Below are 17,975 nucleotides of genomic sequence, written 5' to 3'. Positions count from 1 at the left end.
CGGGTCAGCCGACCATCCGGTCGCACATCCGCCACAGCCGGTCGGCCTTCTCCGGGTCGATCGCGTAGTCGGCCACGGACGAGGCGAGTTCCGCCTGGTCCGTGGGCTGGATGGTGACCGGGGTGGCCTCGGCGCAGTCGTTGAAGTAGCGACCGGTGACCCCGGAGAGCAGCGGCGAGGTGGCCAGCAGCACGGAGGTGGCCGCGCCCTGCTGCGGACTCTTCTGTAGATCGACGGGAACACCCAGGTCGCCGCCGATGTACTGCTGGAGCCCGGTCGGGATGGCGCCCGGGTTGAGGGCGTTGGCCGTTATCCCCAGCCGGGCCCAGCGCCTGCCGGCGGCGACGGCGAAGAGCGCCACCGCGGTCTTGGCCTGCCCGTACGCCTGCTGCGGATGATAGGGGCGGGAGAGGTAGTGGATGTCCTGGAAGATCACGGGGGAGAGGTGGTGGGCACTCGAACTGACCGACACGATGCGGGCGCCCTCGGCCCGGGCCAGCGCGTCACGCAGTCCGACGGCGAGCAGGTAGTGCCCGAGGTGGTTGACGGCGAACTGTTCCTCCCAGCCCTGCGACGTGCGGCGCAGCTCGGGCAGGGCCATGATGCCGGCGTTGTTGACCAGGATGTGCAACGGCCCGTCCCAGGCGTCGACGAAGGTCCGGATCGACGAGACGCTGGTCAGTTCGAGGGGTACCACCCGCACGTCGGGGTTTCCGGTCGACGCCGCGATGTCGGCGGCCACCTGGCCGGCGTTGTCGTCCCGGGCGGTCACCGTCACCTGCGCCCCGGCGCCGGCCAGCGCCCGCGCCGTCTCCAGGCCGATGCCGGAGACCCCGCCGGTGACGATGGCCCGGCGCCCGGACAGGTCGATTCCGGCGACGACCTCCTCGGCGGTGGAGTGCCGCCCGTACGGTGTGACGATCCGTGCCATGATCCGTCTCTCGGTTGGTTCGCTCTCGGGTGGTCCCGCCCGGCAACCGTCCGTACCCGCCGCAGCGCGCTCCCCGTGCGCCGCGCGACGGGCGGTCCGCGTGGTGGTGCCGGTACCGGTCGCGCCCACGCTTCGCTCCCCATGATCGTCCGCCTGTCGGCCCCAGCATTCCCGTCCGGCACGACTTCAAGCGCGGGCGCTGCTTCGGCGGTTGGCCTCCGGTGGCGGGGCGCGAAGATTTCGACCCGGCGCCCGGAACCGCACCAGTCGACCGGATCGGGCGGGGCTCCGCGTACCCGCGGTTGGCATATGCCGGATCCGCCCGCCGTCGCCGTACTTCCTTCCTATCGTGGCACTGTGGTGGCCCGCAGACCGTCCGGGCGACGGTGATGAGCACCCAGCGGGTCGGCAAGGTTCGCGGCGCGCTGGTCGAACGGTGGCGCCAACTGCGGGCGGTCGAGATCGTCGTGGTGCAGAGCGCCGTGGCGGCGGCGCTGGCCTGGTTCCTGGCCGCGGAACTGGTCGGCAACCCACAGCCGGTGTTCGCCCCGATCGCGGCCATGGTCACCCTCGGGATCTCCTCCGGTCAGCGCCTGCGCCGGGCGGTGGAACTGGTGCTCGGGGTGACCGCCGGCATCGCCGTCGGCGACGGGCTCATCTATCTGATCGGGACGGGCTCGTGGCAGATCGGCGTGGGCGCCGTCCTGGCCATGACGGTGACGATCCTGGCCGGTGGGTCGGCGGGCGTCGTCTCCCAGGCGGCCACCTCGTCGGTACTGGTGGCCACACTGCGGCCGCCGACCGAGGGGATCTACTTCACCCGCCTGATCGACGCGTTGATCGGCGGCACCGTGGCGTTGGCGGTGATGGCCCTGCTGCTGCCGGTGAACCCGGTGACCGTGGTGTCGCGGGTGGCTCGGCCGGCACTCGACGTACTCGTCGACAGCCTGACCGGGACGGCGCGCGGCCTCGCGGAGCGCGACCAGGACCGCGTGCAGGAGGCGCTGGCCGCGTTGACCCGTGGCGAGGAGAAGCTCGACGAGTTCTACGACGTGCTGCCCGAGGGCAGGGAGGCGGCCACCATCGCACCCCTGCGCTGGCGGTCGCGGGCCGCGTTGCAGCGGTACGTGAAGGCCGCCGAATACCTCGAACGGGCGGTACGCAACGCCCGGGTGCTCACCCGGCGGGCGGTGACGCTGCTCCGCGACGACGAGCCGGCGCCGGCCGAACTCGTGGCCTCGCTCTGCGGGCTGGCGGAGGCGGCCAGGGTGGTGCAACGCGATCTTCGTCGCGGTTCGCTGCCGAAGGCGTCGAAGCTGGTCTGCCACGCCGTCGAGCAGGCGAGCGTGGCCTACCGGCAGGGTCTCGGCTTCTCCGGCAGCGTGGTGGTCGCGCAGGTCCGCGCGATCGGCACCGACCTGCTCGGCACGACCGGGCTGCCGCACGACGAGGCGGAGCGGGAGGTACGCCGGGCCGGCGGCAGGCCGGGAGACAGCTTCGAGGCCACCGACTCCGGTGGTACGGCGAATCCGACCGGCGCCAACCGGCGTCCCGACCACGGCGGCAGCGGCTGAGCGGATCGGGCGGCGCCGGCTGAGCGGCTCGACAGTGCCCGGGCGGGCGCGGGGTGGGGAAGGTGCGGGGCCCGTCACCGGGCACTGTCCCGGAGCCGTCGGTTCCACGGCCGTGTCGGGGTCTCCGGCGACCGTTGCCGGGCGATACGATCGGCCGTGGGTGAGCGCATCGTCGCGGTGGGCTGTCCGAGAGGACGTGGAGACCCGATGTCGGGGACGTCGCTTGGGATCGGCTTCGTGTTGGTGCTGCTGGCGTTCGTCGGCTGGACCGGATACCGGGCGGCCAGCGTCGGTGGCATCTGTCTGTTCCTGGCCGGTGTCGGACTGGTCCTCCAGGAGACCGTCGGATGGATGCCCGCCGACCGGGAGGCGGTGCTGAGCTATCAGCTCGGGGTGGTCGTCGTGACGGCGGCCGTCGCCATCCCGTTCGGCCTGCGTCGCCGCCTCGACGGTGTCGGCGGCATCGTGGTGGCTCTGCTGTTCGCGCTGGCCGCGCTCGGGGCATCCCGGTTCGCCGACCCCGACCCGGCACTACGGGTCGTACTGGGGGCGCTGACCGCCGCCCTGCTGCTGATCGCGCTGCACATCTTCGCCGAGGTACGGGTGCTGCGGCCGTACGCCGCCGTGGGGACGTACCTGCCGATCCGGCGGTTGTGCCGGGGGGCGATGCTGACCGCGCTGGCCGGAATCCTCGTCAACACCGCCAGTCTGCTGGCGCCACACCTCTGGCTCGCGCTCGGCCTGCTGTTTCTCAGCTTCACCTGCTTCGTCGTCGCGTTGCAGCTCGCGACCTTCGTGGTGATCCTCGTCCGCAACGGCGCGTTCGCGAAGGCGTGGGCCCGGCGGTGGTCGCGGACCCGGCGAGCGGCCGACACCGAGCTGGTCGGCTGGGCCGCGGCGGGCGCCGGTGCGTTGACGATGCTGGGGATTCCGGTGGCCGTCCCGGACGTTCTCCGGCCACCCGCGCCGGTCACGGTTGCGCTCCTCGTCCTCGGCGCGGGGTGTGTGGTGGCCGGCGGCGAGATGCTGCGCAGGATATTGGACCGGGCCGCTTCGCACCGGTACGGTCCGGAGCCACCGGAGAGCCCGCAGGTCGCCTCGGCGCTGCGCGGACTCGTCGAGTCGGAGCCGGTCTACCGGCTGCTGCCGGGCATCGCGCGAAGGTGGTGAGGGTCGGTGCGTGGCGCGATCCAGACCGGCACGCTGGTGCTGGTGGCGTGGCTGCTGATAGCTGCCCTGTTCCGTGGCGACGCCGTCGTGCAGGCCGGGCTGTCGTTGGCCCTGGCCACCGGTGGGCTGCTCTGGGAGTCCGTCTCGCCCTGGATGCCGCCGGACCTGCGGCCCGCGCTGCTGAACTCCGCCGTGACCCTGGTGGGCTCGGCGACGGTGGCGATCATGATCAGCATGCGCAGCGACGACCGCTGGCGGGCCTGGGTGGCGCTGCTCGGCGCGGCGGCGGTCACCGGCGCGCTGCTGCGGTACGACGTCGGCGAGCACCGGTCCTCGCTCATCATGGCCGCGACGGTGCTCGCCGTGGTGGCGGCCGGGGTGGCCGTGCACGTTCCGCTGGTGCGGTACGTGCTGCACCGCGAAGAAGCGCAGGCGGCGAGGAGTGTGCACGGGCTCTGGACGACCGCAATGATGTGGACGTTGCTGTTGGCCGTCGGCGTCGTCGCGCTGTGGCAGCAGACCATGCCGGGCTGGGCGGTGGTGCTGCTGGCGACCGCGTCGACCGCGGCCGGGATCGCGGCGTCGACGATCGGCTACACCATCGGGCTGATGTGGCGCCACCCCGGGTTCGCCGGGGCGTACGCGGTGCCGATGTCCCAGACCCGGATCGACGTCCGGGGCGCCCTGCTCGGCGGGGTTCTGCTGCTCTCCCCGAGCGTCGCCCTGCCCGGGATCGTGCGGGCGCTGGGTGGCGGCCCCGAGTGGGTGAGTGTGGTGGGCTGGATGAGCGGCGCCGTCGTCGTGGCCGGGGTGTCGAACGTCATGCGGGCGATCCGGCGTGAGGCGCTCCGGCAACGCCGCAACGCGCTGGCCGGACCGGGCTCCGCCGCCGTCCGGGACCGGGCGCTGGAGGAGCCCGTCTACCGGCTGCTGCCCGGGTTGGGCGGCGATCGCGACTGAGGCGGTCAGAGGTCCTTCATCGCGGCCTGTACCGCGCGGCGGTCGGAGACCGGCAGGCCACGTCTGCGCACCATCCCCCTGAGTACGCTGCGCGCCTGATCGGCGTACCCGTGACCGGCGAGTTCGGTCACCGCGGCGGTCTGGTCGGGCACCGGCAACCCGCTCGCGGACAACCAGATCGCCATCATCAGTCCCCAGAGGACTTCCGGGTCGTCGGTGCTGCCGACGTCCCAGGAGTCGACCAGTTCCGCCGCCCAGATCCGGTTCTCCGCCACCAGCGAGCTGAACTCGCGCATCCTCTTCAGCGCCTGGTGCGGATCGCCGTCGACGCCGAGGTCGCGGAGCGTCTCCAGGGCGCTTCCGGTCTCGCCGAGGTGGTCGAGTTCGGCCGCCATGCGCAGCCGGGCCAGTGCCGGCCAGCGCCGGTCCCGGGCGGCCTCGCGGAGCACGAACCGGTCCCGGCCCTCCTCGCCGGCCCGGCGTACCAGCAGGTCGACGTGCCGGAACGGATCACCCTGCGGTCCCGTGGACGGTGGCACCGGGTCGGCGCCGAGGTAGGCGACGTTCTGCACGAGCGCGAGGTCGCTGGCCGTGTCGCTGTGCACCTGCCTGGGTGCCGGCAGGCCGCTGCCGCGCATCCTGCGCAGCAGGTGCCGGTATACCGCGTCGACCGACAACAGCGGGGCTCCGTCGGGGATGCCGTTCCGCAGCGTGGCGATCAGCTCTCCGGTGAAGACGGTGTAGCGCTCGCCCTCGTGGAACAGCGCCTGGAGGTCGCCCGGTACCGAGGCGAGGGTGTAGGTGCCGGAGACCTCCACCTGGCCCAGCAGGTCGGCGTCGGCACCGCCGAGAGCCCGGATCGCCCGTCCGGAGTAGCAGCAGTCCAGGACGAGCACCCTGGTCCGGGCCGGACTCGCCTGTACGGCCCTGCGCAGCAGGCTGATCGGCAGCGCCGTGTACTCCGCCATCTCCGGGTCGGTGTCGGCGCAGGCGAGCAGCAGTTCGCCGTCCTCGCCGAGCAGGCCGTGCCCGGAGAAGTAGACGAGGAGTACGTCGTCGGCTTCCCGGCACCACGCCGCGACCTGCCGGATCGCGCGGTCCTTGCTCGGGTCGACCAGGGTGTGGCAGCTCTGCTCGCCGAGACCACCCAGCCGGGGGTCGCGGAAGACCCGGGCCAGACCGTCCACGTTGCCGGCCACCGGCGGGATCTCCGGCAACCCGTACCGGTAGTTCGCCGTGCCGACGAGGATCACCCGGGACCGGTCCGGGTCGGCGAGCCGGAGGTCCCTGGTCGGCATCGCCCGGCTCAGCTCTCGTCCAGGGTGCGGGAGAACTCCGCCACCATCTCCTTCAACTGGGCGATGTCCGCTGCCCGGACCCGGTCCGCGTTGATCGTGACGCTCCGGTTGCCCTTCTTGACGGTCGCGGTGATCTTGGCGCCACGGTGGCGCATCCACACCGACATCGTGCCGAGCAGAGCGGTCACCGCACCGCCGCCGCCCGCGGCGATGGTGATCGTGTCGAGCACCGCGCCCATCTGCCCCGGCCCCGGGTCGGGCCGCAGCAACCGGGTCCGGCCGGCGAAGTCGTCCTGCTCGCCGAGCCACCGCTGTAGCGACAGCACCTCGTCGAGGCTGCCGTCCACTGTCACCCGCAGGTCGGCCGGATCGTCAACCGTCACGGTGTCTGACGCTAGCAGCCGATCGGTGGCCCGGTCACCGACCGAGGTCGGCCTCCGCGCCCGGGTGTCAGTCCCGGCATCCGGAGCAGCCGGGTTGGCAACCGCACGCGTCGCCGCTGGTGACGGCGGCGACGGCCGGGTCGGGGTCGGGCGGCGCGCTCAGCGGTACGGCGCAGCAGGTGTCGCCGCGCCAGGCCTCCCGCCCCTCCCGGACCGCGACGGCGGCGATGACCAGCGCGGCGACCGGGTCGGCCCAGGACCAGCCGAAGAGGCTGTTCAGGCCGAGCCCGACCAGCAGTACCGCCGAGAGGTAGGTGCAGAGCAGGGTCTGCTTGGAGTCGGCGACCGCCGATCGGGAGCCGAGTTCCCGGCCGGTGCGACGCTGCGCGTAAGACAGCAGTGGCATCACGGCCAGCGAGAGCGCGGCCAGTACGAGTCCGACGGTGGAGTGTGCCGCCTCGGCGCCGCCGACGAGGGCGCGTACCGACTCGACCGTGACGTAGCCGGCGAGGGCGAAGAAGGAGATCGCGATGATCCGCAGCGCGACCCTCTCCCGCGACTGCGGGTCCCGGCCGGCGAACTGCCAGGCCACGGCCGCCGCCGAGGAAACCTCGATCACCGAATCCAGACCGAATCCGATCAGGGCGGTCGACGAGGCGAGCGTGCCGGCGGTGATCGCCACCACCGCCTCGACGACGTTGTAGGTGATCGTCGCCGCGACCAGCAGCCGGATCCGCCGGGCGAGCAGGGCGCGGCGGGCCGGTGTCGGGCCGGCCGGCCGCAACCGCAGCGGCGCGGCCATCAGCAGCAACCCCGGGTCGCGGCGTCGGGACAGGCGGCCGGGTCCACCGCCAGTACCAGGCCGAGCAGGTCGCCGAGGGCGTGCGCCATCCGGGCGTCGGCCAGCTCGTAGCGGGTCCGGCGACCCTCGGGTACGGCGACCACCAGGCCGCAGCCGCGCAGGCAGGCGAGGTGGTTCGAGAGGTTCTGCCGGGTGGTGCCGAGCAGCTCGGCCAGCTCGGCCGGGTAACCCGGGCCGTCCCGCAGGGCGAGCAGGAGTCGTGCCCGGGTCGGATCCGAGAGGGCGTGACCGAACCGGGCCAGCACCTGTCCATGCGTCAGCGTCTGCACGGCCCGATAGTACATCATTCGCTGTACTGTCCGCTGCCGGACGGCATACCCGCTGGGTGCACGCCGCGGTACCCGCAGTGGCGGGCCGGTGTCCACTTGGCGCCATGTCGCCTCTGCGGCACCGCAGGTTGCTGACCGGGGAAATGCTCCGGCCACAGACTCCGACTGTCGCCGTTGACGGCGTCTTCGTGAGAGTCGAAGGAGACCCGCCATGTCATCTCCGCTGGGCCGTACCGCCGCCGTGCTGGCCGCCGTACTCGCCCTCACCGCCGCCGGGCCGCCACCGGCGAGCGCCGGGCCGCCGACCGCCGTACCCGGGGCGACCGGACCGTCGGCCGCGCCCGGTACGGCCGGCGCGGGGTCGCGGGTCACCCTGGTCACCGGCGACGTCGTCGAGGTCTCGCCGGCCGGCGACGGCCGGTACGCCGCCTCGGTCCGCCCGGCGGCCGGACGGGAGGGGATCACCTTCCACACCCAGGAGGTGGACGGCGGGCTGCGGGTGCTGCCCAGCGACGTCGTGCCGTACGTCTCGGCCGGCACCCTGGACGAGGACCTCTTCGACGTACAGGAGCTGATCGCCGACGGGTACGCGGACGGCGCCACCGCCGGCCTGCCGCTGATCGTCCGGTACCGGAACCCGACCGCCGACAACGTCCGCGCCCTCGCCGGTATGACCGACGCCCGGCCACTGCCCAGCATCGGCGGCGCCGCGCTGACGGCCGGAAAGGACTCGCTGGCCGGCCTCTGGCGGACGGTCGCCCCGGTCAACCCCGGCTCGGCCCGCTCCACCGCCACCCTCGGTGCCGGGATCAGCCAGATCTGGCTGGACGGCCGGGTCCGGCCGGTACTGGACCGCAGCGTCGCCCAGATCGGCGCCCCGACCGCCTGGCGGGCCGGCCTCGACGGCACCGGGGTGACGGTGGCGGTGCTGGACACCGGGGTCGACCAGACCCACCCGGACCTGACCGGCCGGGTGAGCGCGGCCCGGAACTTCAGCGACAGCCCGGACCCCACCGACCGGCACGGCCACGGCACGCACGTCGCGGCGACCGTGGCCGGCACCGGCGCCGGGTCCGGCGGCACCCACAAGGGGGTGGCGCCCGGCGCGCGCCTGCTCGCCGGCAAGGTGCTCGGCGACGACGGCAGCGGCTACGACTCCTGGATCATCGCCGGGATGGAGTGGGCCGCCGAGCAGGGCGCGGCGGTGGTCAACCTGAGCCTCGGCGGCGGGCCGACCGACGGCACCGACCCGCTCAGCGAGGCACTGGACCGGATCACCGCAGACACCGGCACCCTCTTCGTGGTCGCCGCCGGCAACGAGGGCGCGGACTACAGCGTCGGTACGCCCGGCGCGGCCCCGTCCGCGCTGACCGTCGGGGCGGTGGACCGGGACGAGTCGCTCGCCGAGTTCTCCAGCCGGGGCCCGCGCCTCGGCGACGAGGGGCTGAAGCCGGAGATCACCGCCCCGGGGGTGGATATCGTGGCCGCCCGCGCCGCCGGCACCACCATGGGCCGCCCGGTCGACGACCGGTACACCGCCGCCTCCGGCACCTCGATGGCGACCCCGCACGTGGCCGGCGCGGCGGCGCTGCTGGCCCAGGCACATCCCGACTGGTCCCCGGCACGGCTGAAGGACGCGCTGGTCAGCACCGCCCGGAGCAACCCGGAACTGTCGGTGTTCGAGGAGGGCACCGGACGGGTGGACGTCGCCCGGGCGACCGGCCAGCGGGTGTACGCCAGCGGCCAGGTCGACTTCGGCCTGCACACCGACCCGGACGGCGCCGCCACCGCCCGTACCGGTGCGACGGCGGTGCCGGTCGGCAAGGTCGTCACGTACACCAACGACGGGCCGGCACCGGTGACCCTCAGCCTCGCCGTCCAGCTGGAGAACGTCGCCACCGAGGCACCGGAGACCGACGCCGTCACCACCGGTTCCCGCACCGTGACGGTGCCGGCCGGGGGTTCGGTGCAGGTGCCGGTCACGGCCGACCTGACGAAGCTGGACCGGGGACTCTTCGGCGGCTCGATCACCGCGACCGGCCCGGGCGGCCTGCTCGTCAGCACGGCGCTGGGGATCAGCCTGGACGGCCCCCGGCACCGGGTCACCCTCCGCGCCGTCGGCCGGGCCGGCCAGCCGGTGTCGGTGCCGGTCATCGCGCTGATGGGCGACAGCTACCGCTGGGACACCCTGGACTTCCTCTGGGCGGGGGAGAGCAAGACCGTCGAGGTCGGCGAGGGTACCTACCTGCTGCACGCGCTGATCGAGGACGGCGGCGTACTCGACGAGCAGGCCACCCTGATCACCGACCCGGAACTGCGGGTCGACCGGGACGTCGAGGTACTGCTCGACGCCCGCCGGGGTACCCCGATCCGGATCGAGACGCCCCGACCCGCCGAGCAGCAGTCGGTACTCAGCTACTACTCGCACCGGGTCACCGGCACCGGCCGGCAGATCAGCCACGGCACCATGCACTTCAGCACGATCCAGCAGGTCAACGTCACCCCGACCCGGAGGCTGACCAGCGGCCGATACGAGTTCTCGTCGCGCTGGCAGCTCGTCGCGCCGATGGTCCGCGCCGAGGTCGCCGGGGTCTCCGGCCCGCTCGACGTCAACCTGACCGGGCAGTCCCCGGCGTACGACGGCACCCGCCGCTTCCCGCTCGTGTACGCCGGCCGGGGCACCCCGGAGGAGTTGGCCGAGGCGAAGGTGCGCGGCGCGGCCGTACTCATCGAGTCGGCCAACGAGCCGGGCGGGGAGGACGCGCCGAGCGAGAGCGAGGTGACCGCGGCGGCGGCCCGGGCCGGTGCGGCGGTGACCCTGATGGTGCGCCCGGCGGACTGGTCGGCCTGGACCGTGTGGCGGCCCACCGGCGACCGTGAGCCGATCCCGATGCTGGCGGTGGCGAACGACGACGGCCAGCGGCTCATCGCGCGGGCGCAGCGCGGCCGGGCGACGCTGGCCCTGACCCTGACCACCTCCAGCCCCTACCTCTACGACGTACAGCACGTGGAACGGAACCGGATCCCGGACCGGATCGTCTACCGGGTTACCCCGGCCAACTCGACACGGATCACCACCCGGTACGCCGACAACGGCGGATTCCCCTGGGCAAAGGAGCAGCGGTTCGGATGGCGCCCCTGGCAGACCTATGCATGGAACGACACGTCCCGGTTCGTGGCGACACCGAAGGAGCGCGAGGAGTGGGTGACCACCGGCGACTCGGTCTGGCAGCACCGGGTGAGCCACGAGTGGCCGTGGAACGACTTCGGCGCGCTACAGAGCGGGATGGCCGAGCGGCCCACCAGCTACCGTGCCCGTAGCGCCGAGCAGACCTGGCTCGCCCCGGTGGTCCGCCCCGCCTCGCCGCGCGGGATACCGGAGCTGGTCTCCACCCGCACCGCCAACACTCTCGGGCTGCGGGTGCCCGAGTTCGTCGACGCCGAGGGCCACTACACGATCGGCGAGGCGTCCCGGGTCGCCGCCACGCTATGGCGCGACGGGAAGCTCCTCGCCGAGCTGCCCGACGCCCGCCGGGACGTACCCACCACCGGGCCGGAGGCCGGCTACCGGCTGGCCCTGACGACCGAACGCACCGGCGAGGAGTGGAGCTGGGGCACCCGTACCGCGACGGTGTGGCAGTTCCGGTCCGGGCAGCGGCCCGGCGACGAGGCCCGACCGCTGCCGTTGTTGCAGGTCGACTACGCCGCGCCGGTGGACCTGACCGGCCGGGCCAGCGGCCGGCCGCACCCCGTCGGGCTGACCGTCCGGCACCAGGACGGTCACGCCACTCCGAAGGGGACCAGCCTGACCGCCGAGGTCTCCTTCGACGAGGGCGCCACCTGGCGGGCCGTCCGGGTCACCGGGCACGGCAACGACTACCGGGCGAGTGTTCCGGCCGGGAAGGGCACGGTCTCGCTGCGGGTCCGGGCCGCCGACCGGTCCGGCAACGCGGTCACCCAGACCGTGATCCGGGCGTACGGCCTGCGCTGAGCGGGTTCCGGGCGGGACGGCAGCGCGCCGTCCCGCCCGGACCGGTCAGAGCCAGCCCCGGCGGGCGGCCTGGAAGGCCAACCCGGTGCGGGTGTCCACCCCGGCCAGTGCCATCAACCGCTCCAGCCGGCGCTGCACGGTACGCCGGCTGACTCCGAGCTGCGACGCGATCGACTTGTCGGGAAAGCCGGCCACGAAGAGCGACAGCAGGAACCGCTCGCCGTCGTCCAGGGCGTCGTCGGGTGCCGCGTCGGCGAGTCCACCCTGGTCGGCGTCCCAGCGGATCGGCGTCGCCCGGTCCCAGTGGCTCTCGAAGAGCGCCAGCAGCGCGTCCAGCAGCTCGCTGCGCCGGATCAGTGCGGCGGTCGGCTCCCCGACGTCGCGCTCGTCGTCCGGCACCAGCGGGCAGATCGCGGTCGACCGGTCGGCGATGGCGATCCGGACCGGCAACGTCGGCAGGGTACGGGCCTCCTCCCCGGCACGGACACTCTCCGCGATGCTCTCCAGCTCACCGGGTGTCTCCAGCAGGGCGCGTTCGTAGATCGCCCGGTAGCGCACCCCACGGGCCAGCGCCCCGGACTCCTCGGCGTTCTCCGAGCCGGACATGGCCAGCGGATTGGCCCGGCAGAACCAGAGGATCTCCTCCCGGGCCGAGTCCTGGAGGTCACGCAGCCGGTCGCGCAACGCGGCCGCGCCGACCACCACCTCCACCAGATGGTCGGCGTTGCGGCGCCGGGCGCTGGTCCGGTACTCCTCGGTCAGCGCCGCCACCGCCTGGCGGGCGCTCTCCAGCGACTCCTGCCGGCGCAGCAGGGTGTTGCCCAGCGCGACGTCCGGCGGCAGCGGCTCGAACACCGGGTCCGGGCCGGGTCGGGCCATCGCCAGTCCCTTGCTCCGCAGCGCCTCCAACACGCCGGCGGCCTCGTCGGGCGGCACGTCGGCCAGCCGGGCGAGATCGGCGGGCCGGGCCGCGGAGAGGCGGAGCAGCAGCCGGTACGCCCGCTCCTCCTGCGGTCGCAGCAGCCCGGTGTCGTCGAACATGCCCGTCTCCCCATTCCCCGTGGACTGCGAAGACTCTACGAAGCCCGGTCGGCTGGCGTGGTGGCCCGGGGACGCCGGCGCGGATCACGCCCGGCCGACGGGGCGGGCCGTCGACCGGTCGAGGGTCAGTCGCTCGGCAGGAGTGGACGCATGAAGGTCCGCTCGTACCGCAGCACACAGCCCGACTCGTCGCGGATCCGGTCGGCCGCGACGAACTCCGGATCGACGCCGAACCGCGCCCGGTAACGCTCGTAGGCGGCCAGGCTCTCGAAGCTGAACAGGGCTTCGGCCCGGTCGCTGGCTCCCTCGGCCGGCAGGAAGTAGCCGTGGTGCACGCCCCCGTGCCGGGCCACGAGTCGCATCCACGCGCGGGCGAAGCGTTCGAACGCCTCGATCTGCGCGGGGTCGATGGTGTAGTGCACGACGCAGGTGATCACCGCACCACCGTACGACGCCGGCCCCGTCAGCGCCGGAGCTGCCCGGTGATGGTGGGATCGGTGATCTGGGTGTCCTTCGCCAGCATGAACGCCTTGCTGAGGATGACGGCGAGCACCCGGTCGCCCTCGAACGGCAGGAAGACGTCGCCGGTCGAGGAGCCGGCCGTCTGCTTCGGCACGATGCAGAGGTATTGGTCGTTCGGACTCATCAGGATGTTGCCCGAGCCGAGGTGGATCCGGTAGGTGCGCAGGTCGCCCCGGACCACGAGGAAACGGCCGTCGACCCGCGCCCGCTCGGCGATGGCGAGCCGGGGGACGAGGCGTTCGAGCATCTCCCGGCGGGTCTGCGCGGTGCCGCTGAGTTCGCCGAAGCTGTAGGACGCCCAGTATTCGCGGAACCGTCCGCCGGGACCGCCGTCCTGCCAGGTCGGGTCGTTGCCGACACTGGCGACGCCGACGAAGAGGTCGACGTCGCGGAGGATCTCGCTGAGCACCAGCGGCGGGATCTCGGTCAGCGGTAGCGGTTCGGTCGGTTGCGCCTCCTGGGAGACCCACTGCTCGTAGCCGCCGCCACCGGCGTGCGCGTAGTGCTCCGGGGCGTCGATCGGATAGAACCGGACCTGGTCGGTGGCGATCCGCAGGTACGCCCCCGACTCGGTGGTGTCTTCCTGCCACTCGTCGCCGATGCCCTCGATCCAGAACTCCGCGCGCAGCCCCCACTGCGGCAGCTCCCGGGTGGCCGGCTCGTACGCGTCGTCGACCATCATCCGCAGTTTGTTGCGCCACCCGCGGGCCGCGGCCAGGGCGTGGAACTGGTGCTGGCGCAGCACGTGCGCGGCGTACCGGTTGGAGTAGACCCGGGTCTTCTCCTCGGCGGCGGTCAGCAGGTAGACCTCACGGTGTGCCTGCTTGAACGGCTGGGTGATCCGGTTGGTCTCCAGCCAGCCGCGCCAGGCGAGCACCTCGGCCACCTCGCGGCCGATCGGGTGCCAGAGCCGGACCGTCTCGCCGGAAACGATCTCTTTGTCCTCGTGCGTGCGCAGCGCGCCGTCGGCGAAGGCGCAGGGCACGTCGTCGACGAGCCAGATCAGCCGGCGGGCCAGCGTACCGACCAGCGGGTGGTCGAGGTAGCGGGCGCGCCAGGCGTCGAACGGCCAGACCCGCTGGGCGAGGAGTTGCCGGTCGAGGCGTTCCGCCTGGGCGGAGAGCATCTTCTCGACGTCCTTGACGGCGGCTTTGAAATCGGCGAGTTCCTCGGGGTGGGCGGACCGCACCGAGGCCGGTACGGACTTGACGACCTTTCCGGCGCCGTTGCGCCAGGTGACCGTGACCGTCCCGGAGGTGGCGTCCAGGGTCGCCGAGGCGTCGCCGAAGCGTTCGACCCGCACACCCACGTTGGTCAGCCCGTACGCCGGCACGGCGAGCTCCTCGACCTCGTCCCGGGTCAGGCCCAGCGCCGCCGCCCGGGCATCCAGCGCCGCGTTCAGCTCCTTGAGCGTGCCCTTGAAGGTGACCCGGGCGGCGAGCCGGGCGATCTGGGCGAGCGCCTCCTCGGTCGGGATCCGCGACAGCGCGTGGACCGCCGCGTTGGCGATCTTGGGGTTGCGTGGGCCGAGCCCGGCGACCTTGCGCAGCGACGTCTCGACGAGCGCGCCGAGCAGCCGTGCGGTCTCGGGGTGCTCGGGCAGGAAGGAGAGCACCCAGACCAGTCCCCGCAGCGGGGTGGTGTTGAACTGGTCGAAGGCCTCGTTGACGTCGTGTTCCCACTGGGTGCGGTTGAGCCGGAGCGTGCGCGGCTGCCCGACCAGGGCGAGCCAGCTCCGTAGCCGGTCACCGGGCTCGGCCAGCCCGCCGAGGAGTTCGCGGGCGGTCGCCTCCCACTTCCGCGACGGTCTGGCGCTGGTCGCGGTCGCCGCGTGCCGGAACAGCTCGTGCCAGCGACGGGCCTGGTCCGGGTCGAGCGCGGCGACGTCGGCGAGGGCGCGGTCGGCCCACGCCTCACCGGGGTTGAGCGCCGGTGCGTCCAGCCTGGCCAGCAGCGGCTTGAGCGCGTCGGCCGAACCCCAGTAGCCGTGCGCGACGGTACGGCGCATCACGGCGACGACCTCCGGCGGCAACGGCCGCCCGGCGTCGAGCAGGAGTTCGGCCATCCGCCGTAGCTCGCCGCCGCCGAAGTAGGCGGTGTGCCGGGCGGCGAAGGCGAGCGCGACCTCGGCCGACTCCGGGCCGCGGATTTTGCTGTAGGGCTTGATGAGGATCTTCAACAGCTCGTTGGTGACGTCGCGCTGCTCGGCCCCGGTGACCAGGCAGCAACGGTCGAGGATCGCCATCAGCAGCTCGGGCTTGCGTTCGGCGGCGACGAGCCCGAGCGCGTCGGTCACGTGCCGGCTCTCCGCGCCCCAGTCGCCGGTGTATCTGGCGGTGTAGGCCATGGTCTCGTCGGCGAGGCCCTCGACGTCACCGTGCCGGGCCAGCGCCGCCATCCGCTCGGCGTACTCGGGGAAGAGCAGCGGCGTCGACATCAGCCACCCACCAGCGGTACGAGCTTGAGGAAGGTGATCCGCGTCCCCCGGGTCAGCTCCACCACCGCGTCCAGCTCGTCGACCTGCCGGTCGTCGACGAGGACGATGAAACCGTTGCGAGAGAACGCCTCCAGGGCGCGGTCGGCCTGCTCCTCCGGGTCGATCCGGCGGGGCTGCCGGAGCTTGAAACCGTTGAGCGTCCGCTCGGTGTCGGTCGGCTGCACCAGGCCGCGGAAGAGGTCGCCGCCCTTCGCGTTGTGCTCGGCGACCTCCTGGAAGACGCGTCGGCGGATCACCTCCCGCAGCGGCAGGCGCTCCTCGAAGATCTCCAGGTGCCATGCGGCGCTGCGCTCGCCCGCGGTCGTCTCGTCGACGAAACTCACCATCGCCATGGCGCCGCAGTCTAGGGCGGCCCACCGACAGAGCGTCGGCCGTGCAGCGCCAGGAGCACCGGACGGTCAGGAACCGAGGACGTTCGGCGGCGGGACGAGCCGGCGGAAGGACTCCGCCGCCCGGGCGATCTCCACCCCGGCGTCGGTCAGCACCGGCTCGCCGTGCCCGGGGAGCAGGACGTCGACCTCCTCTCCGGCGAGGGCGACGACCGTCTCGGCGTACCGGTCGAGCCGGCAGTCGTGGATCGCCTGGATGCTGACCCGCCCGCCGGCGAAGAGGCAGTCCCCGCTGAACAGGATGGTGCGGCCGGCGCGCCGCAGCAGTACGACGAGGTGGCCGTCGCAGTGGCCGGGTGCGTCGACGATCCGGAGGTCGAGGTCGCCGGCCCGGACGACGTCACCGCCGGCCAGTACCCGGTCCACTCTGGCCGGTGCGAGCCGGTAGTCGGCCGGGTAGACGCCGGCCGCCCGGGCCACCGCCAGCGAGCTGCGGGACTCGTCGGCGGTGGCCAGTGCGGCCGAGGTCTCGGCGCTGGCCAGCAGGGGCAGCCCGGCGGCCTGCGCGGCGGCGGCGCCACCGGCGTGGTCGGCGTGGTAGTGCGTGACGATGACGCCGGTGAGGGCGGCCGGGTCGCAGACCTCGGCGACGGCGGCCAGCCAGGCTCGCGCACCGAGGCCGGTCCCGGTGTCGACCAGTACGCCGCCCTTGCCGTCCCAGATCAGGTAGCAGTGGCAGTCGTGCGGGTCGGTGCGGGCGTCGGGGTGGCTGCCGCTGCCGACCAGCCAGACGGAGTCGACCAGGGGGACCGCACCCATCGCGCTCAGCCCGCCTGGGTCGGGTCGCGGCGTACGGCCACGACGTCGACCTCGACCAGGATCCCGGCGAGGGTGCTGCCGACGGTGGTGCGTACCGGGTAGGGCGGCCGGAAGCGCCTGGCGTACACCTCGTTGTAGGCGGCGAAGTCCCGGTCGAGGTGTTGCAGGTGCACGGTGGCCTTCACGACGTCGCCGAGGCCCAGCCCGACGGTGCGCAGCGCGCCCTCGACGTTGTCGAGCACCTGCTCGGTCTGCGCGGTGATCCCCTCCGGGACGATGCCGGTGGCCGGGTTCTTCGGTCCGAAGCCGGCCGTCCAGACCAGCGTGCCCGTGTCGACGACGTGACTGTAGGGTCCGGCCGGTTCGGGCAGGTCCGGGCTGGTGTGGGCGGTCCAGGTCACTTGACGGTCTCCCTCGGTTCGGTGCTGGGGCGGTGCAGGTCGGACATGACCTCGTAGCGGTCGTGGCGGTAACGGGACCGGGAACGCTGCGCCGGGCGGCGGTTGGTGTCGTAGAAGATGTCGACGATCTCCAGCGCCGGGGCGTGTTCCGGCAGGCCGAGAAGTTGAGCATCGCGTGACGGTGCGGGCACGGCGCGTACTCGACGTCGGGCCGCCGCGACCACCACGCCGGCCCTGGCGAGTACCTCGTGCAGCGAGCCCTCCAGTTCGGCGGTTTCCAGGATGCGCTGGAACCGGGCCGGCAGGTGGGCGTCCTCCAGGCACATGGGCTCGTCGTCGGCGAAGCGCAGCCGCTCCAGCCGGATCACCGGGCTGTCGACCTCGACGCCGAGGTCGACGGCGACCTCTGGGGAGGCGGCGACCTCCTCGATCGCGACGAGCCGGCTGCTCGGGCGCAGCCCCCGGGAGCGCATGTCCTCGGTGAAGGAGGAGAGGTTGGGGCCCATGGCCACGGTGGGTCGGCGGACGAACGTGCCGAGGCCGGGGACCCGTTCCACCCGTCCGTCGGTGGCCAATGCGTCGAGCGCCTGCCGGACCGTCATCCGGCTGACCTCGAAGCGCACGGCGAGATCCTTCTCCGAGGGCAGCCGGGACCCGACCGGCAGGTTCCGGCACTGCTCGCGGAGAGCGTTCGTGATCGCGACGTGTTTCGGCGTTGACATGAAGTGAGCATCCCGTATCTCCGGCTGGCGGCCGTACCCGGCCAGGTCCGGTCCAGACCCGGTACTCCCTTGCTCTTGACTGGTCTAGACCGCCTCGGTATGGTCCGGAACATTATTCCAACACCGCTCGGTCCGTCTAGTCCGCAGCGTCGTCGTCAGCCGCACGAAGAGTCGTGACGATCCGGAAGCTCGCGGAACACCTGAAG

At 73.0% G+C, this 17,975-nt stretch carries 16 protein-coding genes; 4 read left to right on the top strand and 12 right to left on the bottom strand.

All coding sequences use genetic code 11. The features are described from left to right. Positions 1–4: 4 nt before the first annotated feature. Positions 5–931 (bottom strand): SDR family NAD(P)-dependent oxidoreductase, encoded by a 927-nt coding sequence (locus tag C6W10_RS04305; RefSeq protein ID WP_107256719.1) that lies wholly within the window; start codon positions 929–931, stop codon positions 5–7. Between the two features lie 389 nt (positions 932–1,320). On the opposite strand from C6W10_RS04305, the gene C6W10_RS04300 reads away from it, so the two are divergent. The 3 genes from C6W10_RS04300 (at position 1,321) to C6W10_RS04290 (ending at position 4,635) form a co-directional block, all read left to right on the top strand. Beyond that, positions 1,321–2,505, top strand: a complete 1,185-nt coding sequence (locus C6W10_RS04300) for an aromatic acid exporter family protein (RefSeq protein ID WP_107256717.1) — start codon at positions 1,321–1,323, stop codon at positions 2,503–2,505. Between the two features lie 207 nt (positions 2,506–2,712). Further along, the gene (locus C6W10_RS04295) at positions 2,713–3,675 is read left to right on the top strand and encodes a hypothetical protein (RefSeq protein WP_107256715.1); all 963 of its coding nucleotides are present in this window, start codon (positions 2,713–2,715) and stop codon (positions 3,673–3,675) included. A 6-nt stretch (positions 3,676–3,681) separates the two neighbouring features. Further along, positions 3,682–4,635 (top strand): hypothetical protein, encoded by a 954-nt coding sequence (locus C6W10_RS04290; RefSeq protein WP_107256713.1) that lies wholly within the window; start codon positions 3,682–3,684, stop codon positions 4,633–4,635. 5 nt (positions 4,636–4,640) lie between these two features. Here C6W10_RS04290 and C6W10_RS04285 read toward each other — a convergent pair whose 3' ends face one another. The 4 genes from C6W10_RS04285 to C6W10_RS04270 all read right to left on the bottom strand — a co-directional run bounded on the left by C6W10_RS04285 (position 4,641) and on the right by C6W10_RS04270 (position 7,462). Next, on the bottom strand, positions 4,641–5,933 hold the full coding sequence (locus C6W10_RS04285; protein WP_107256711.1) for a caspase family protein: 1,293 nt from the start codon (positions 5,931–5,933) through the stop codon (positions 4,641–4,643). A gap of 8 nt (positions 5,934–5,941) precedes the next feature. Then, the gene (locus C6W10_RS04280; protein ID WP_107256709.1) at positions 5,942–6,316 is read right to left on the bottom strand and encodes a hypothetical protein; all 375 of its coding nucleotides are present in this window, start codon (positions 6,314–6,316) and stop codon (positions 5,942–5,944) included. Between the two features lie 67 nt (positions 6,317–6,383). After that, the gene (locus C6W10_RS04275) at positions 6,384–7,118 is read right to left on the bottom strand and encodes a cation transporter (protein WP_107263651.1); all 735 of its coding nucleotides are present in this window, start codon (positions 7,116–7,118) and stop codon (positions 6,384–6,386) included. Beyond that, positions 7,118–7,462 (bottom strand): helix-turn-helix transcriptional regulator, encoded by a 345-nt coding sequence (locus C6W10_RS04270; RefSeq protein WP_107263650.1) that lies wholly within the window; start codon positions 7,460–7,462, stop codon positions 7,118–7,120. Before C6W10_RS04270 ends, C6W10_RS04275 begins: the two co-directional genes overlap by 1 nt. Before the next feature lie 196 nt (positions 7,463–7,658). Here C6W10_RS04270 and C6W10_RS04265 point away from each other — a divergent pair, with 196 nt between their 5' ends. Beyond that, complete coding sequence (locus tag C6W10_RS04265) at positions 7,659–11,438, top strand: S8 family serine peptidase (protein WP_107256707.1); 3,780 nt, start codon at positions 7,659–7,661, stop codon at positions 11,436–11,438. A 45-nt stretch (positions 11,439–11,483) separates the two neighbouring features. Here the strand turns inward: C6W10_RS04265 and C6W10_RS04260 are convergent, their stop codons facing one another. The 7 genes from C6W10_RS04260 to C6W10_RS04230 all read right to left on the bottom strand — a co-directional run bounded on the left by C6W10_RS04260 (position 11,484) and on the right by C6W10_RS04230 (position 17,769). Then, positions 11,484–12,479: a helix-turn-helix domain-containing protein gene (locus C6W10_RS04260; protein WP_107256705.1), complete on the bottom strand. Its 996-nt coding sequence runs from the start codon at positions 12,477–12,479 to the stop codon at positions 11,484–11,486. Positions 12,480–12,604: 125 nt separating this feature from the next. Further along, positions 12,605–12,916 carry an NIPSNAP family protein gene (locus tag C6W10_RS04255; RefSeq protein ID WP_107256703.1) on the bottom strand — a complete coding sequence of 104 codons (312 nt, stop codon included), beginning with the start codon at positions 12,914–12,916 and terminating at the stop codon, positions 12,605–12,607. Positions 12,917–12,942: 26 nt separating this feature from the next. Continuing rightward, on the bottom strand, positions 12,943–15,438 hold the full coding sequence (locus C6W10_RS04250; RefSeq protein WP_234361607.1) for a DUF4132 domain-containing protein: 2,496 nt from the start codon (positions 15,436–15,438) through the stop codon (positions 12,943–12,945). Continuing rightward, positions 15,438–15,830 carry a hypothetical protein gene (locus C6W10_RS04245; protein WP_107256701.1) on the bottom strand — a complete coding sequence of 131 codons (393 nt, stop codon included), beginning with the start codon at positions 15,828–15,830 and terminating at the stop codon, positions 15,438–15,440. The genes C6W10_RS04250 and C6W10_RS04245 overlap by 1 nt, the downstream gene beginning before the upstream one ends. A gap of 66 nt (positions 15,831–15,896) precedes the next feature. Further along, positions 15,897–16,646, bottom strand: a complete 750-nt coding sequence (locus tag C6W10_RS04240; protein WP_107256699.1) for an MBL fold metallo-hydrolase — start codon at positions 16,644–16,646, stop codon at positions 15,897–15,899. 5 nt (positions 16,647–16,651) lie between these two features. Then, complete coding sequence (locus tag C6W10_RS04235) at positions 16,652–17,047, bottom strand: RidA family protein (RefSeq protein ID WP_107256697.1); 396 nt, start codon at positions 17,045–17,047, stop codon at positions 16,652–16,654. Next, positions 17,044–17,769 carry a GntR family transcriptional regulator gene (locus tag C6W10_RS04230; RefSeq protein WP_107256695.1) on the bottom strand — a complete coding sequence of 242 codons (726 nt, stop codon included), beginning with the start codon at positions 17,767–17,769 and terminating at the stop codon, positions 17,044–17,046. Before C6W10_RS04230 ends, C6W10_RS04235 begins: the two co-directional genes overlap by 4 nt. Positions 17,770–17,975: the final 206 nt, after the last annotated feature.

Origin of the sequence: Plantactinospora sp. BB1, assembly GCF_003030385.1 — a bacterium.
Lineage (GTDB): Bacteria > Actinomycetota > Actinomycetes > Mycobacteriales > Micromonosporaceae > Plantactinospora.
Note: the sequence above shows the minus strand (reverse complement) of the source record. Positions and strands in the feature narration are given on the sequence as shown.

Excerpts from the sequence above, each read along its gene's own strand:
- C6W10_RS04305 (WP_107256719.1), bottom strand. The coding sequence starts at position 931 with ATGGCACGGATCGTCACACCGTACGGGCGGCACTCCACCGCCGAGGAG.
- C6W10_RS04300 (WP_107256717.1), top strand. The coding sequence starts at position 1,321 with ATGAGCACCCAGCGGGTCGGCAAGGTTCGCGGCGCGCTGGTCGAACGG.
- C6W10_RS04295 (WP_107256715.1), top strand. The coding sequence starts at position 2,713 with ATGTCGGGGACGTCGCTTGGGATCGGCTTCGTGTTGGTGCTGCTGGCG.
- C6W10_RS04285 (WP_107256711.1), bottom strand. The coding sequence starts at position 5,933 with ATGCCGACCAGGGACCTCCGGCTCGCCGACCCGGACCGGTCCCGGGTG.
- C6W10_RS04275 (WP_107263651.1), bottom strand. The coding sequence starts at position 7,118 with ATGGCCGCGCCGCTGCGGTTGCGGCCGGCCGGCCCGACACCGGCCCGC.
- C6W10_RS04270 (WP_107263650.1), bottom strand. The coding sequence starts at position 7,462 with ATGTACTATCGGGCCGTGCAGACGCTGACGCATGGACAGGTGCTGGCC.
- C6W10_RS04265 (WP_107256707.1), top strand. The coding sequence starts at position 7,659 with ATGTCATCTCCGCTGGGCCGTACCGCCGCCGTGCTGGCCGCCGTACTC.
- C6W10_RS04260 (WP_107256705.1), bottom strand. The coding sequence starts at position 12,479 with ATGTTCGACGACACCGGGCTGCTGCGACCGCAGGAGGAGCGGGCGTAC.
- C6W10_RS04250 (WP_234361607.1), bottom strand. The coding sequence starts at position 15,438 with ATGTCGACGCCGCTGCTCTTCCCCGAGTACGCCGAGCGGATGGCGGCG.
- C6W10_RS04245 (WP_107256701.1), bottom strand. The coding sequence starts at position 15,830 with ATGGCGATGGTGAGTTTCGTCGACGAGACGACCGCGGGCGAGCGCAGC.
- C6W10_RS04240 (WP_107256699.1), bottom strand. The coding sequence starts at position 16,646 with ATGGGTGCGGTCCCCCTGGTCGACTCCGTCTGGCTGGTCGGCAGCGGC.
- C6W10_RS04230 (WP_107256695.1), bottom strand. The coding sequence starts at position 17,769 with ATGTCAACGCCGAAACACGTCGCGATCACGAACGCTCTCCGCGAGCAG.